The organism is Streptomyces sp. NPDC005648, from assembly GCF_040605395.1.
Taxonomy (GTDB): Bacteria; Actinomycetota; Actinomycetes; order Streptomycetales; family Streptomycetaceae; genus Streptomyces.
Window position 1 is genome coordinate 84,541 of sequence record NZ_JBEXCS010000018.1, and the last position, 14,626, is coordinate 99,166.

Sequence of the window (14,626 nt, forward strand, 5' to 3'; positions counted from 1 at the left end):
TAACAACGTCTAGCCGCGGCCGACCAGCGGTTCTACGGTGCCCACATGCCGAACCTGCCCGATGTCGTGCTGTGGTCGATACCCGCCTTCGTGCTGCTCACCGTGGTCGAGGTGATCAGCGTCCGCGTCCATCCCGACGAGGACGCCGCGGGATACGAGACGAAGGACGCCGCCACCAGCGTCGGCATGGGGCTCGGCAGCCTCGTCTTCGACTTCCTCTGGAAGATCCCCATCGTCGCCGTCTACACGGCGATCTACGAACTCACCCCGCTGCGCGTCCCCGTCCTGTGGTGGACCGTCCCCCTGATGCTCCTCGCCCAGGACTTCTTCTACTACTGGTCGCACCGCGGCCACCACGTCATCCGCATCCTGTGGGCCTGCCACGTCGTCCACCACTCCAGCCGGAAGTTCAACCTCACCACCGCGCTGCGCCAGCCCTGGACGACCTGGACGGTCTGGCCGTTCTACGTCCCCCTCGTCGCCGTCGGCGTCCACCCGGCCGCCCTCGCGTTCTGCTCCTCCGCCAACCTCGTCTACCAGTTCTGGATCCACACCGAACGCATCGACAAGATGCCCCGCTGGTTCGAGTACGTCTTCAACACCCCCTCCCACCACCGCGTCCACCACGCCTCCCAGGGCGGCTACCTGGACCGCAACTTCGGCGGCATCCTCATCGTCTGGGACCGCCTGTTCGGCTCGTTCGTGCCGGAGACCGAGCGGCCGGTCTACGGGTTGACCAAGAACATCAACACGTTCAACCCGATCAAGGTGGCCACTCATGAGTACGTGGCGATCGTCAAGGACGTGAGGGCGGCGGAGAGCTGGGGCGAGCGGGCGGGGCGGGTCTTCCGCGGGCCCGGTTGGCGCCCGGCACGGCTGTCGGCACCGGCACCCATGAACGAACACGCCACCGCCGAACCGACGCCGGCCGAGGGAACCGCCGCAGCGTGACGGCACCGAACGAGCGCCGGGCACGCGGGCGTGCGTCCCGCCCGGAGACCGCTCGCCCCCGCCCGCGCATGCCCCGGCCCGGCGGCGGCCCCTTGCCGACCCTCTTCCTGGCGGCGTTCGTCCTGGCCACCCTCGTCGATCTCAGCTCCCTCGCCGCCGGCTTCACGCCCGGTCACACCGTCGCCAAGCCTCTCCTCATGCCGCTCCTCGCGGCCTACGCCGGCACCCGCGGCGCATCTCGACTCCTGCTCGCCGCCCTCCTGTTCGGCTGGGGCGGCGACGTCCTGCTCCTGTCCGACGCGGACCGGGCGTTCCTGGCCGGGATGGCCTCCTTCGCGTGCGGCCACGTCTGCTACATCGCGTTCTTCCGCCGCCACGGCGCCCCACGCGCGCGTGCCCGTCTCCTCGCCCCCGTCTACGCCGTCGCCCTCGTCACCACGGTCGCCCTGCTGTGGCCGGGCCTCCCGGCGGACCTGCGCGTCCCCGTCGCCGGCTACAGCACCCTGCTCACCGCGACGGCGTACACCGCCGCCACCCGGCTCGGCCCGGTCGCCGGTCTCGGCGGCGCCCTCTTCATGCTCTCCGACACCCTCATCGCGACCGGCGTCGCCGACTGGCCCCAGCCGCCCGGGCCCGACCTGTGGATCATGCTCACCTACACCGCCGCCCAGTTCCTGCTGGTCCGGGGAGCCCTCGACAAGCGGCCCGCGCCGGCGACGGCGTACCGTGAAGTGCGCTCGACCACCCCCTGAGCGCACTTCACGACACCGCACGAGAAGGATCCTCGCCATGCGCGCCACCACCATCCACGCCCCCTACGACATGCGCGTGGAGGACGTGCCCGAGCCCGTGGTGCAGCTGCCCACCGACGCCGTGGTGCGGGTGCTGCGCGCCTGTGTCTGCGGCAGCGACCTGTGGGCGTACCGCGGCGAGGCGGCCCGGCAGCCGGGACAGCGGATCGGTCACGAGTTCCTGGGTGTCGTCGAGGAGACCGGCTCCGAGGTGGGCACGGTGCGCCGCGGCGATCTGGTCGTCGCGCCCTTCATGTGGTCCGACGGCGTCTGCGACTACTGCCGCGAGGGCCTCACCACCTCCTGCGAACACGGCGGCTTCTGGGGCTCGGTGGGGCACGACGGCGGCCAGGGCGAGGCGGTGCGCGTGCCCTTCGCCGACGGCACCCTCGTCCAGCTGCCCAAGGAGGCCGCGTCCGACGACCGTCTGCTGGCCGCCCTGCTGACCCTCTCCGACGTGCTCGGCACCGGCCACCACGCGGCCCTCGGCGCGGGCGCCCGTCCGGGTGCCACGGTGGCCGTCGTCGGCGACGGAGCCGTCGGCCTGTGCGCGGTGCTCGCCGCCAGGCGCCTCGGCGCCGAGCGGATCATCGCGCTCGGCCGCCACGAGGTCCGCACGGACATCGCCCGCCGCTTCGGCGCCACCGAAGTCGTCGCCGAGCGCGGGGACGCGGCCGTCGAGGCAGTACGCGAACTCACCCGCGGCCAGGGCGCGCACGCCGTCGTCGAGGCCGTCGGCACCGAGCAGTCCATGCGTACGGCGGTCGACATCACCCGGGACGGCGGCGCGATCGGCTTCGTGGGCGTGCCGCACGGCAGCGGCACCGGTGTCGACCTGGGCGTCATGTTCGACCGGAACATCGCGCTGCGCGGCGGTGTCGCACCCGTCCGCGCGTACATCCCCCAGCTGCTGCCCGATGTGCTCGACGGCACCGTCGACCCCTCACCCGTCTTCGACCTGACGGTCGACATCGAGGGCGTCCCCGAGGGGTACAAGGCGATGGACGAGCGCACGGCACTCAAGGTGCTCGTCACCAACGGGTGATCGTCACCAACTGCTGATCCTCACCACCACCGGATCGGCAGCGGCAAGGCCGTCAACAACCCCGACATCACGACCACCATCCCCAGGGCGACGATCTCCGCGCGCGCGGGGGAGCAGGCGGTCAGCGGGTCGGCGGCGCGGCGCAGCCGGATCCGCGCCCACAGCGCGAGCACGGCGACGACGGCCACGAGGAGCACCTTGGCGATCAAGGTCCGTCCGTAGGCCGTCGTCGTCAACTGGTCCAGGATCGCGGCCGGCGGCATCCGGCGCAGCGAACTCCACACTCCGGTCGCGGTGATGACGGCGAGCAGCACGGCCGCCACGCGCGCGTAGAGCCCGAGCAGGGCCGCGCCCGCCTCGGCGGGACCCCACCTGCGCAGCGTCCGCAGGGCGTGCAGCAGACCGCCGGCCCAGAGCGTCGCGCAGGTCAGGTGGATCAGCGTCAGGACGGACCCGAGGAGCGGGCCGTGCTCTGCGGGAGGGTGCGCGCGCAGGGCCTCCGCCGCGATCACCGCGGCCGCCGGCCACAGTTGGAGCGCGGGGCGCCGCGAGCGGGCGCACAGGGCCGCCGCGAGGAAGGCGTTGACCTCGAGCAGGGCGAGCTTGCCGTCCCGCGACTCGTAGAGGCCGCCGACATCGACCTGGGCCAGGCTGTGCGGCACCAGGTTGCCCGTCGACACGACCGACGCGAGTCCCAGGGCGGCCACGAAGCCGGCGACGGCCGTGTACGGGGACCAGCTGCGGGGTGTGTCCACGGGGGCCCCGGGCAGCGAACGGGCCAGCCGGTTCACGAACAGCTCGCCCACCGGGACGCACAGCGCGGCGAACAGCACCGCCCGAAGCAGCGCGATGCCACCGACACCGGGGGCGGCGGCCTCACCGGTGCCGTGCAGCACGGCGGACGGGCCCAGCAGGGGTATCAGCGCGGCCAGCGCCACCAGGACGAGTACGGCGACGGCCCGGCCGGCCCCGGGACGCCGTACGGGCCCGCGTGCGTCCGGCACCCCGGCAGTGGGTCTTGTCAACGTCACCTCAAGGTCTTCACCAGCCGTCGCAGAACCGGGCAACTGCAGTAAAACAACTGGCGGTACGTCATTCCGCACTTAGGTACGTTTTTGGCCGCCCCATGACTCAGAACCAACGCGCGGGGTCCGACCCCCAGGGCACCGGTGGACGCCCCCAGTCGCCCGGCCCGCCCGCGAAGGACACCGGCGACAGCGCGTACCGCAGCTGTCCGAGCCCGCTGCCGGTCTCGGCCAGCCACGGTTCGGGTCCGTCGTACGGGGCCTCCCCGGGGGCGTGTTTGCCCATGTGCTCCGTCCCGCTCGCCTTCACGCCGTTCACCAGCCACGCGGCCGTCCTCGCCAGTGCCAGGCGCACGAACCTGCTGCCGCCCTCGCGGGACTGCTCGGTCACCGCCCGCAGTACCGCGGCGGCGAGCAGATAGCCCGTCCCGTGGTCGAGGGCCTGCGCGGGCAGCGCGCCGGGCCGCCGGGCCGACCCTTCGAGCGCCGCGATCCCGGAGGCGACCTGCACCAGGCTGTCGAAGCCCCGCCGCCCGCCCCACGGCCCGTACGCGCCCCACGCCGACACCTGCGCCACCACCACCCCGGGCCGACGCTCGGCCAGTGCCTCGGGCGCCAGCCCGAACCGGTCCAGGGCGCCCGGCCGGTAGCCGGTCACGACGACGTCCGCCTCCGCGAGCAGCTCCTCGAACCTCCGCCGGTCGATGGTCAGGTCCAGCAGCGCCGACCGCTTCCCGAAGCCCGTGTCGGCGTGCTGGTCGGTCAGTTCCGGCAGGCCCGGGGCGTCCACGCGCAGCACGTCCGCACCGAGCAGGGCGAGCGTGCGCGTGGCGACCGGGCCCGCGAGCACCCGGGTCAGGTCCAGGACCCGCAGCCCCGCGGCCGGCCGCAGGGGAGTGGTATCGATCGGCGCGAGCACGCGCGCGTGTGCGGAGTCGAGGCGCTCGCGCTCGACCAGGGGCCGCCGGGCCACCTCGGCGGCCTGCCGGTGCGCGGCCCACTCCTTGGGCGTCCGCAGCGCCACGGCCAGACCGCCGGCCTCGTACACGGCCTCCTCGACCTCCAGCGAGGACCGCTCGGCCATCGCCGCCCCGACGGCGCCCACGTCGTCCGCCGCTCCCAACACCGCCAGCAGCCGCTTCCTGTGGTGGGGGTAGTTGGCGTGCGTGCGCACCCAGCCGTCGCTCGTGCGCCAGAACCGTGACAACGGCGCGAACGTGACCGGAGGCCGCCCGTCGACCCGCAGCCACCGCTCACTGTGGAACGCCGCGGCGACCGCCCCGTCGTCGACCCGCACCTCGGGCACCTCCGCGAGCCCCGCCCGCCGCGCGGCCAGCTCCGCGGCGGCCAGCGCGCACCCTCCGACGCAGGCCCGTGCCAGCTCCCGTACGGGAAGGCGCGCTTCGAGCGCGCCTTCCCGCACCACGGTCGACACACGGGGGAGCAGGGACAGGTCGCCGCCCAGCGCGGACCAGGCGGAGCCGACTCCCGGCTTGATGCTCGACTTGATTGCAGTCATTACTTCACTATGCAGTATTGACTGAATCAACTATTGATTGAATCAATGTTGCGGTTCTTCGCCCCCTCGCACACCGCGTCGACCTTGCCGGGGCGGCGCGGCCATGATCGCGCCCGCGCCGCCCCTGCCGCTCGAACGGAGCTACTTCACCGCGCGCAACGCGTTGACGATGCCGAAGCCGTAGAAGCCGTTGACCCGCTTCCCGCCCACGCAGGTCGCGTCCACGACGCCGTCGCCGTTCCCGTCGTACGGGCCGGTCGGGCAGCCCGGGTTGTCCGCCTCGGCCTTGAGCAGCCACTGCAGCTGGTCCGGGCTCGCCCACGGGTGCGTCGACTTCAGCAGCGCGGCCACGGCCGCGACGTGCGGAGTCGCCATCGACGTGCCCTGGAGGTAGCCGTACTGGTTGTTCGGCAGTGTGGACAGGATGCGGCCGTTCTTCGACGGCGTGTCCGGGATCTGGTACTTGTCGCCGCCCGGCGCCGCGACGTCGATCACACCGTCGCCGTAGCTGGAGTAGTAGGACTTCGCGCCCTTGACGCCGGTCGCGCTCACCGTGACAACACCCGGCAGCTGGGTCGGGACGTCGAAGCACTCGTGCGGGTCCACCGTACGGGTGACTGCGGTCGAGTCGTCGGGGCTGGAGGCGTCGGTCAGGGCCTGGGAGTCGAGGTCGTCGTTGGAGTTGCCCGCCGCCGCGACATTGAGCGTGCCCTTGCGCTGGGCGTACAGCTGGGCCCTGTTGACCGCATCGACGATGGCCCGCTGGTCGGGGTCGTCCATGCAGTTGTACAGCCATGGATCAACGTAGTAGCTGTTGTTGGTGATCTCGACGCCGTGGTCGGCGGCGAACACGAAGGCGCAGACGACGCTCTCCGGGAAGAACAGCTGGTTCGCGTCCGGCTGGGCGACCGTGATGCCGGCGACCTTCACCCCGGGTGCGACCCCCGCGACCCCGATGCCGTTGCGGGCCGCGGCGATCTCGCCCGCCACATGCGTGCCGTGGTAGTGGTCGGCGTCCACGGGCCGCCAGGAGCCGTACGTGGTGTCCGCCTTGCCGCTGACGCAGTTCGCGGACTGCGAGGGCGAGAAGTTCGGCGCGATGTCCGGGTGGGTGTCGTCGACGCCCACGTCGATGACCGCCACGGTCACGCTCTTGCTGCCCGGGTCGATCCTGGCCGCCTTGTCGGCGCCGATCGCCCTGAGGTCCCATTGGTCGGCTTCGAGCGGCTCCTCCCCGGCCGTCGAACCGCCCGCGACCTTCGCCGCCTCGGCCTTGGAGAGGTACTGCACCGCGCCCTCGTCCGTCGTCCCCGCCGCCTGCACCGGCGAGGTCCGCGAGGCGCCCGCGGACTGCACACCGCGCGCCTTGCGTATCTCCTTGGCGAAGTCGGGGTTCGCCGAGTGCACGACGATCACACCGATCCTGTCGTACGACACCACGACGGAACCGCCGGCCGCATTGATCGCCTTCTTGACCGAGTTGATCGTGTGCGCGTCCGTCTTCGTGTTGACGAGATACGCGAAGGAGTCCGCGTCGGCCGCCTGTGCGGCGGCGGACTCCACGCGTGGGGCGGCCTGGGCGGCCCCCGGCAGGAAGCCGAGCGAGGCGGTCAGGGACAGCACGACCGGCACCGCGAGGGCGAGCCGGTGTCTGGAACGCAGATGAGCCATGGGGTCTCCACATCATCCGGAAAGAGAACGGCCCGAGACACAGGTGGTGCTCGGGCAGGTACATGACGGGCGGTCCAGGCGGCAAACTATCTCCCGAAGTCGCTGGTCAGCAATGAGTTGCCCAAGGAGAGTTCGGAAACTGGTCAAGGGAGTTGAACCCGCCCTCGCGTGGCGCCGTGACCTTGGACAGGGAGCACGAGGACACTCGCCCCCGATCCCCGTCACAACCGCATCCGCAACGCGAGGAGACTCCGTGGCCACCGAGACACCGCCCCCCTCGAAAACCCCCACCAAACTCCCCAGTACCGAGGAGTTCGTCGCGGAGCAGGAGAGCGCGGAATTCGGTGAACTGCGCCGTGCTCACCGCTCCTTCGCCTTCCCGCTCACCCTCGGCTTCATCACCTGGTACCTGCTGTACGTCCTGCTGTCGAACTACGCGGACGATTTCATGGGCACCCAGGTGGTCGGCAACATCAACGTGGCCCTGGTCCTGGGCCTCGCGCAGTTCCTGACCACCTTCCTCATCGCCTGGTGGTACTCGCGGCACGCCGCAGCCAAGCTCGACCCCAAGGCCGACGCGATCAAGTCCCGACTGGAGGGCGGCGAATGAACCCCGCGCAGCACACCCTGATCGCGGCCGGCGAGGCGAGCCAGCACCGGCCGCTGATCATCACCCTGTTCGCGGTGTTCGTCGCCGCGACCCTCGTCATCACCGTCTGGGCGGGCCGCCAGACCAAGGACGCCGCCGACTTCTACGCGGGCGGCCGTCAGTTCACCGCCTTCCAGAACGGCCTCGCCGTCTCCGGCGACTACATGTCCGCGGCCTCGTTCCTCGGCATCGCCGGCGCCATCGCCCTCTTCGGCTACGACGGCTTCCTGTACTCCATCGGCTTCCTGGTCGCCTGGCTCGTCGCCCTGCTCCTGGTCGCCGAGCCGCTGCGCAACTCCGGCCGCTACACCATGGGCGACGTGCTCGCCTACCGGATGCGCCAGCGCCCGGTCCGTACGGCGGCCGGCACCTCCACCATCGTCGTCTCGATCTTCTATCTGCTGGCCCAGATGGCGGGCGCGGGCGTGCTGGTCTCGCTGCTGCTCGGCATCACCAGCGACGCCGGCAAGATCGGCATCGTCGCCCTGGTCGGCGTACTGATGATCGTGTACGTCACCATCGGCGGCATGAAGGGCACCACCTGGGTCCAGATGGTCAAGGCCGTGCTGCTGATCGCGGGCGCCCTGCTGCTGACCTTCATGGTCCTGCTGAAGTTCGACTTCAACGTCTCCGACCTGCTCGGCACGGCCGCCGACAACAGCGGCAAGGGCTCGGCCTTCCTGGAGCCCGGTCTGAAGTACGGCGCCACCGGCACCACCAAGCTGGACTTCATCTCCCTCGGTATCGCCCTGGTGCTGGGCACCGCGGGCCTGCCGCACATCCTGATCCGCTTCTACACGGTGCCGACCGCCAAGGCCGCCCGTAAGTCCGTGATCTGGGCCATCGGTCTCATCGGCGCCTTCTACCTGATGACCCTCGCCCTCGGCTTCGGCGCCGCCGCCCTGATCAAGCCCGACGAGATCATCGCCTCCAACAAGGCGGGCAACACGGCCGCACCCCTCCTCGCCCTGCACCTCGGCGGCGTCGACTCCAACTGGGGCGCGATCCTGCTCGCCACCATCTCCGCCGTCGCCTTCGCCACGATCCTCGCGGTCGTCGCCGGCCTCACCCTGGCCTCGTCCTCCTCCTTCGCGCACGACATCTACGCGAACGTCATCAAGCGGGGGCAGGCCACCGAGAAGCAGGAGATCGGCGCGGCCCGCTGGGCGACCGTCGGCATCGGCGCCGTCTCGATCGTCCTGGGCGCCCTCGCCCGCGACCTGAACGTCGCCGGCCTGGTCGCGCTCGCCTTCGCGGTCGCCGCCTCCGCCAACCTCCCGACGATCCTCTACAGCCTCTTCTGGAAGCGGTTCACCACCTCCGGAGCCCTGTGGTCGATCTACGGCGGCCTGGTCACCGCGGTCGGCCTGGTGCTGTTCTCGCCGGTGGTCTCCGGAAAGCCCACCTCGATGTTCCCGGACGTCGACTTCCACTGGTTCCCGCTGGAGAACCCCGGCATCATCTCGATCCCGGTCGGTTTCCTCCTCGGCGTCCTCGGCACGTACCTGTCCAAGGAGGAGCCCGACAAGGGCAAGTACGCGGAACTGGAGGTCCGGTCCCTGACCGGCACCGGCGCGCACTGACAACCCGCGGCGGACCCGCGGACAACCCGCGAAAACGCCCCCCGGCCGGCCGCGTCGTGGTTCCCTACGACGCGGCCGTGCCGTACCTCGTGGGATCGGCCGCTGTCGTTGTCGGTGGTGTCACGTAGGCTCGCAGGTGACGGGTGGAAGTTCATCCGTACCGATCCGCTATGAGGGAGGGGGCCCACGTGCTCATCGACACCTATGGCCGAGTGGCCACCGACCTGAGGGTCTCGCTGACCGACCGGTGCAACCTGCGCTGTACGTACTGCATGCCCGAGGAGGGCCTGCAGTGGCTCGCCAAGCCCGACCTGCTCACGGACGACGAGATCGTCCGCCTGATCGACATCGCCGTCACCTCACTGGGCATCGAGGAAATCCGCTTCACCGGCGGAGAACCCCTGCTGCGCCCGGGCCTGGTGGGCATCGTGGAGCGCGTGGCCGCCCTGACGCCCCGCCCCCAGATGTCCCTCACCACCAACGGCATCGGCCTCGGGCGCACCGCCAAGGCCCTCAAGGCGGCCGGCCTGGACCGGGTGAACGTCTCCCTGGACACCCTGCGCCCCGACGTGTTCAAGACCCTCACCCGCAGAGACCGGCACGGGGACGTCCTCGGCGGCCTCACGGCGGCCCGTGACGCCGGCCTGACCCCGGTCAAGGTCAACGCGGTCCTGATGCCGGGGCTGAACGCCGACGAGGCCCCCGACCTCCTCGCCTGGGCCGTCGAGCACGACTACGAGCTGCGCTTCATCGAGCAGATGCCCCTGGACGCCCAGCACGGCTGGAAGCGCGAGGGCATGGTCACGGCCGGCGACATCCTGACCTCCCTGCGCACCCGCTTCGACCTCACCCCCGAAGGCAGCGACGAGCGGGGCTCGGCCCCGGCGGAGCGCTGGCTGGTCGACGGCGGACCTCACCGGGTGGGGGTCATCGCCTCGGTCACCCGCCCCTTCTGCGCGGCCTGCGACCGCACCCGCCTCACGGCCGACGGCCAGATACGCACCTGTCTGTTCGCCCGCGAGGAGACGGACCTCCGAGCCGCTCTGCGCGACGGCGCCCCCGACGAGGAGATCGCCCGCATCTGGCGCCTGGCGATGTGGGGCAAGAAGGCGGGCGCCGGCCTCGACGACCCGTCCTTCGTCCAGCCGGACAGGCCCATGTCGGCGATCGGCGGCTAGCTCCCTTCGGGCGCTTCCCAGTCCTGGAACTTCACCACGTCCTTCAGGAAGCCCCGCACCCCGAGAAACTGCGAGAGACTCTCCCGGTGCTCCTCGCAAGCGAGCCACGTCTTGCGCCGCTCCGGTGTGTGGATCTTCGGGTTGTTCCACGCCAGCACCCAGACGGCGTCGGCACGGCAGCCCTTCGCGGAGCAGATGGGGGTCTCGTCACTCACGGATTTCGTCTCACCAGTACGCCGTAAAAGGCGACGCCGAGCAGCCACGGGGGGAGCTGCCCGGCGTCGGTCCGTCGCTCCGACGGGGGATGCGGAGCGCCTACGAAGTATGTCACGGGTAACCCGCCACCCGGCACCGGAACAACATGATTGATCTGAGCTTTTCTTGAGCTTGGTGCGCGGGAGCCTTCCGTTTGCAGGGCATTCTGCATCGCTCACGCCGGGTCGTGAGGCTCGCTTCGTGCGCCCGGCGCAGGCTCGGCCGCGACATCTTCCGGGGCCGGCTCCGAGAAGCCGTCATTCGTTCGCGGCTGCGCAATCATCGGACGCATCGGCACGGTCACGAAGGTCGACGGAAGCGACGGCGCGTTCTCCCGACCCGCGTTCGCGACCACCACGGCGATGTACGGAAGCACCGCCCCGAGCACCAACGCCACGATCGCGACGTGCCGTTCGACGTTCCACAGCGAGACCGCGAGGATCACCGACACCGTACGGATGGACATGGAGATGACATACCGGCGCTGCCGGGCGCGCACATCCTCCTGCAGACCAGTCCGGGCTCCGGTGATCCGGAACACCTGGCCGTTGCCGTCGCCGCGCTGCTTCAGCATCACATTCCACCATCCGCCCGCATCGGCCCCATCCCACCCCGTACCCGGCCCGCCCCCGGCCGGGGACGCGTCCGGACCCTTGCCACGTTACGCCGCGCCTCCGTCGCCTACGAGACCGGGTCACCTCCAACCTGGCCGAACGTCCTCCGCCGTCGCGCGTACGGCGGTACCCGACATGCGCCGTACGGCGTATGGCCCGAGGCTGGGCGTAGTGCTCACGTCGAGCCGTACAAGGAGGCAGCCATGGGCTGGTTGTGGGCGATCATCGTGGGATTCGTGCTGGGCCTGATCGCGAAGGCGATCATCCCGGGCAAGCAGCACAGTCCGCTGTGGCTGACCACCATCTGCGGCATGCTCGGCGCGATCGCCGGCAACGCGATCGCACGGGCCTTCGGGGTCGAGTCGACACGGGGCATCGACTGGAGCCGCCATGCCTTCCAGCTGGTGGCCGCGATCATCATCGTCTTCGCGGTCGACATGCTCTACATGGCGACGCTGGGCAAGCGGAAGCAGACCGTCTAGAGCGGGCGGGTACGGCGAGGGGGCGGCCTCCCGCACGGGAAACCGCCCCTCTCGGTGTACTCAGGCGGAGGCGACCTCGACGGCCGCCAGGTTCCTCTTGCCCCGGCGCAGCACCAGCCAGCGCCCGTGGATCAGGTCCTCCTCGGCGGGGACGGCGTCCTCGCCGGCGACCTTGACGTTGTTCACGTAGGCGCCGCCCTCCTTCACCGTCCGCCGGGCAGCCGACTTGCTGGCCACCAGCCCGACCTCGGCGAACAGGTCCACCACGGGCCCGAGCTCGGCTACCCGGACATGCGGCACCTCGGACAGGGCCGCCGACAGCGTCCGCTCGTCCAGCTCCGCCAGCTCACCCTGACCGAACAGCGCCTTCGACGCGGCGACCACGGCGGCCGTCTGGTCCGCCCCGTGCACCAGCGTCGTCAGCTCCTCCGCCAGCGCCCGCTGAGCCGCCCGCGCCTGCGGACGCTCCTCGGTCTGCCGCTCCAGCTCCTCGATCTCCTCCCGGGACCTGAAGCTGAAGATGCGCAGGAACTTGGAGACGTCCCGGTCGTCCGCGTTCAGCCAGAACTGGTAGAAGGCGTACGGCGTGGTCATCTCGGGGTCGAGCCAGACCGTGCCGGACTCCGTCTTGCCGAACTTCGTACCGTCGGCCTTGGTGATCAGCGGTGTCCCCAGCGCGTGCACCACCGCGCCGGGCTCGACCTTGTGGATCAGGTCGGTGCCCGAGGTGAGGTTTCCCCACTGGTCGCTGCCACCGGTCTGCAGCGTGCAGCCGTACCGCCGGTACAGCTCCAGGAAGTCCATGCCCTGGAGGATCTGGTAGCTGAACTCGGTGTAGCTGATGCCCTCCTGGGACTCCAGCCGCCGGGCGACGGCCTCCTTCGCGATCATCTTGTTCACGCGGAAGTGCTTGCCGACGTCCCGCAGGAACTCGATGGCGGACAGCCCCGAGGTCCAGTCGAGGTTGTTGACCATGACCGCGGCGTTCGGCCCCTCGAAGTCCAGCAGGGGAGCGATCTGCGCGCGCAGCCGCTCGACCCACTGGGCGACGGTCTCCGGCGCGTTGAGCGTGCGCTCGGAGTTCGGCTTCGGGTCACCGATGAGACCGGTGGCACCCCCGACCAGGCCCAGCGGACGGTTGCCCGCGTCCTGGATCCGGCGCATCGTCAGGATCTGCACGAGGTTGCCGAGGTGCAGGCTGGGCGCGGTCGGGTCGAAGCCGCAATAGAACGTGACGGGGCCGTCCGCGAACGCCTTGCGCAATGCGTCCTCGTCAGTGGAGAGGGCGATCAGCCCCCGCCACTTCAGCTCGTCGACGATGTCCGTCACGGTTCTCGTATCTCCTTGGATGATCCTCGGGCGGTCGGGTGACAGCCGCCTACGAGGTTATACGCCCTGACTGACAGAGCTCATATTGAAGTCGGGCACCCGCACCGCGGGCATCGCAGCCCTAGTGAACCAGTCGCCCCACTCACGCGGCAGCGTCTTTTCGGTGCGCCCGGCCTCGGTGGCCCGCCCCAGCAGGTCGACCGGGGACTCGTTGAACCGGAAGTTGTTCACCTCACCGCTCACCTCACCGTTCTCGACGAGGTAGACGCCGTCCCGGGTCAGGCCGGTGAGCAGCAGCGTGGCCGGGTCGACCTCGCGGATGTACCAGAGGCAGGTCAGCAGCAGCCCCCGTTCGGTGTTCGCGACCATCTCGTCCAGGGAGCGGTCCTCCCCACCGGTCAGGATGAGGTTGTCGATCGCCGGAGCCACCGGCAGCCCGGTCAGGCCCGCGCTGTGCCGGGTGGTGGTGAGATGACTCAGCTCGCCCTCGCGCACCCAGTCGGTGGCCGCGAGCGGCAGCCCGTTGTCGAACACCGACTGGTCGCCGCCGGAGGAGTGCGCGAGGACGAAGGGCGCCGCTTCGAGGCCCGGCTCGTTCGGGTCGCTGCGCAGCGTCAGCGGCAGCTCGGTGAGCCGGTCGCCCACGCGGGTGCCGCCACCCGGCTTGGAGAACACCGTGCGCCCCTCGACCGCGTCCCGGCCCGACGCCGACCACATCTGGTAGATCAGCAGGTCCGCGACGGCGGTCGGCGGCAGCAGGGTCTCGTACCGCCCGGCCGGAAGCGGGATCCGCCGCTGTGCCCAGCCGAGGCGTACGGCGAGCTCCGCGTCCAGCGCCGCCGGGTCGACGTCCTTGAAGTCCCGCGTCGACCGGCCCGCCCACGCCGAACGGGTCCGGTCGGGCGACTTGGCGTTCAGCTCCAGGGTGCCGTTGGGCTGGTCGTGACGCAGACGCAGCCCCGTCGACGTGCCGACATAGCTCGACACCAGCTCATGGTTGGCGAAGCCGTACAGCTCACGGCCGCCCGCCCGCGCGCGTGCGAACGCCTCGCCGAGCGCGGGCGCGAAGTCCGCGAACACGGCGGACGTCGTCTCCGCCGGCGCGTCCGTGAAGTCGGGGGACCGGGACACGCCCGTCACCAGGGGCTGCGCGTCCTCGGCCGGCCCGGCGCCGCGCGCGGCGGCCTCCGCGGCCCGCACCAGCGGCTCCAGCTCGTCCACGGTCACGGCTGAGCGGGAGACGACACCGGAGGCCGTGCCCTCCTTGCCGTCGACGGTCGCGACGACCGTGAGGGTACGCCCGCGGGTGACGCCGTTCGTGGTGAGCGCGTTGCCCGCCCAGCGCAGGTTGGCGGTGGAGTGCTCGTCGGCGATGACGACACACCCGTCGGCGGTGGACAGCTCCAGCGCCCGCTCGACGATCTCGTGCGGCTTGCTGCTGCGGGCGCTCATCGACCGGCCTCCTGCGTCGTGTTGAGACTGTGCTTGCCCGGGGGGCAACCCCCGGACCCCCGGCCGAGCCCTGCGGTGACGC

At 70.9% G+C, this 14,626-nt stretch carries 14 protein-coding genes; 7 read left to right on the forward strand and 7 right to left on the reverse strand.

The genetic code is table 11. The features are described from left to right. Positions 1-45: 45 nt before the first annotated feature. From ABZT17_RS13630 to ABZT17_RS13640, 3 genes are all read left to right on the forward strand, one after another. Complete coding sequence (locus tag ABZT17_RS13630) at positions 46-951, forward strand: sterol desaturase family protein (protein WP_356347792.1); 906 nt, start codon at positions 46-48, stop codon at positions 949-951. A gap of 68 nt (positions 952-1,019) precedes the next feature. Then, positions 1,020-1,703, forward strand: a complete 684-nt coding sequence (locus ABZT17_RS13635) for a lysoplasmalogenase (RefSeq protein WP_356347876.1) — start codon at positions 1,020-1,022, stop codon at positions 1,701-1,703. 37 nt (positions 1,704-1,740) lie between these two features. Then, entirely contained in the window at positions 1,741-2,787 is a 1,047-nt protein-coding gene (locus ABZT17_RS13640) for a zinc-dependent alcohol dehydrogenase family protein (protein WP_356347795.1), read from the forward strand. A 20-nt stretch (positions 2,788-2,807) separates the two neighbouring features. Here the strand turns inward: ABZT17_RS13640 and ABZT17_RS13645 are convergent, their stop codons facing one another. The 3 genes from ABZT17_RS13645 to ABZT17_RS13655 all read right to left on the reverse strand — a co-directional run bounded on the left by ABZT17_RS13645 (position 2,808) and on the right by ABZT17_RS13655 (position 7,002). Beyond that, on the reverse strand, positions 2,808-3,818 hold the full coding sequence (locus ABZT17_RS13645; RefSeq protein ID WP_356347797.1) for a CopD family protein: 1,011 nt from the start codon (positions 3,816-3,818) through the stop codon (positions 2,808-2,810). 100 nt (positions 3,819-3,918) lie between these two features. Next, complete coding sequence (locus tag ABZT17_RS13650; protein WP_356347799.1) at positions 3,919-5,331, reverse strand: CoA transferase; 1,413 nt, start codon at positions 5,329-5,331, stop codon at positions 3,919-3,921. Between the two features lie 141 nt (positions 5,332-5,472). Further along, entirely contained in the window at positions 5,473-7,002 is a 1,530-nt protein-coding gene (locus ABZT17_RS13655; RefSeq protein ID WP_356347802.1) for a S8 family serine peptidase, read from the reverse strand. A gap of 253 nt (positions 7,003-7,255) precedes the next feature. Between ABZT17_RS13655 and ABZT17_RS13660 the strand changes: the two genes are divergently transcribed. From ABZT17_RS13660 to moaA, 3 genes are all read left to right on the forward strand, one after another. After that, entirely contained in the window at positions 7,256-7,612 is a 357-nt protein-coding gene (locus ABZT17_RS13660; RefSeq protein WP_356347804.1) for a DUF485 domain-containing protein, read from the forward strand. Continuing rightward, positions 7,609-9,234, forward strand: a complete 1,626-nt coding sequence (locus ABZT17_RS13665; protein ID WP_356347806.1) for a cation acetate symporter — start codon at positions 7,609-7,611, stop codon at positions 9,232-9,234. The genes ABZT17_RS13660 and ABZT17_RS13665 overlap by 4 nt, the downstream gene beginning before the upstream one ends. Positions 9,235-9,422: 188 nt before the next feature. Then, the gene (gene moaA / locus ABZT17_RS13670) at positions 9,423-10,412 is read left to right on the forward strand and encodes a GTP 3',8-cyclase MoaA (RefSeq protein ID WP_356347878.1); all 990 of its coding nucleotides are present in this window, start codon (positions 9,423-9,425) and stop codon (positions 10,410-10,412) included. Here moaA and ABZT17_RS13675 read toward each other — a convergent pair. Together ABZT17_RS13675 and ABZT17_RS13680 are read right to left on the reverse strand one after the other, a co-directional pair. Next, positions 10,409-10,627, reverse strand: coding sequence for a hypothetical protein (locus ABZT17_RS13675; RefSeq protein ID WP_356347808.1), 219 nt, complete (start codon positions 10,625-10,627; stop codon positions 10,409-10,411). The two genes, moaA and ABZT17_RS13675, sit on opposite strands and share 4 nt — an antisense overlap. Positions 10,628-10,842: 215 nt before the next feature. After that, positions 10,843-11,241 (reverse strand): DUF3099 domain-containing protein, encoded by a 399-nt coding sequence (locus ABZT17_RS13680; protein WP_356347810.1) that lies wholly within the window; start codon positions 11,239-11,241, stop codon positions 10,843-10,845. 243 nt (positions 11,242-11,484) lie between these two features. Here ABZT17_RS13680 and ABZT17_RS13685 point away from each other — a divergent pair, with 243 nt between their 5' ends. Further along, a complete protein-coding gene (locus ABZT17_RS13685) occupies positions 11,485-11,763 on the forward strand; it encodes a GlsB/YeaQ/YmgE family stress response membrane protein (protein WP_356347812.1) in 279 nt (92 codons plus the stop codon). 60 nt (positions 11,764-11,823) lie between these two features. Here ABZT17_RS13685 and tyrS read toward each other — a convergent pair whose 3' ends face one another. Together tyrS and ABZT17_RS13695 are read right to left on the reverse strand one after the other, a co-directional pair. Further along, a complete protein-coding gene (gene tyrS, locus ABZT17_RS13690) occupies positions 11,824-13,092 on the reverse strand; it encodes a tyrosine--tRNA ligase (RefSeq protein WP_356347814.1) in 1,269 nt (422 codons plus the stop codon). A gap of 57 nt (positions 13,093-13,149) precedes the next feature. Next, entirely contained in the window at positions 13,150-14,544 is a 1,395-nt protein-coding gene (locus ABZT17_RS13695; RefSeq protein WP_356347816.1) for a metallopeptidase TldD-related protein, read from the reverse strand. Positions 14,545-14,626 lie beyond the last annotated feature (82 nt).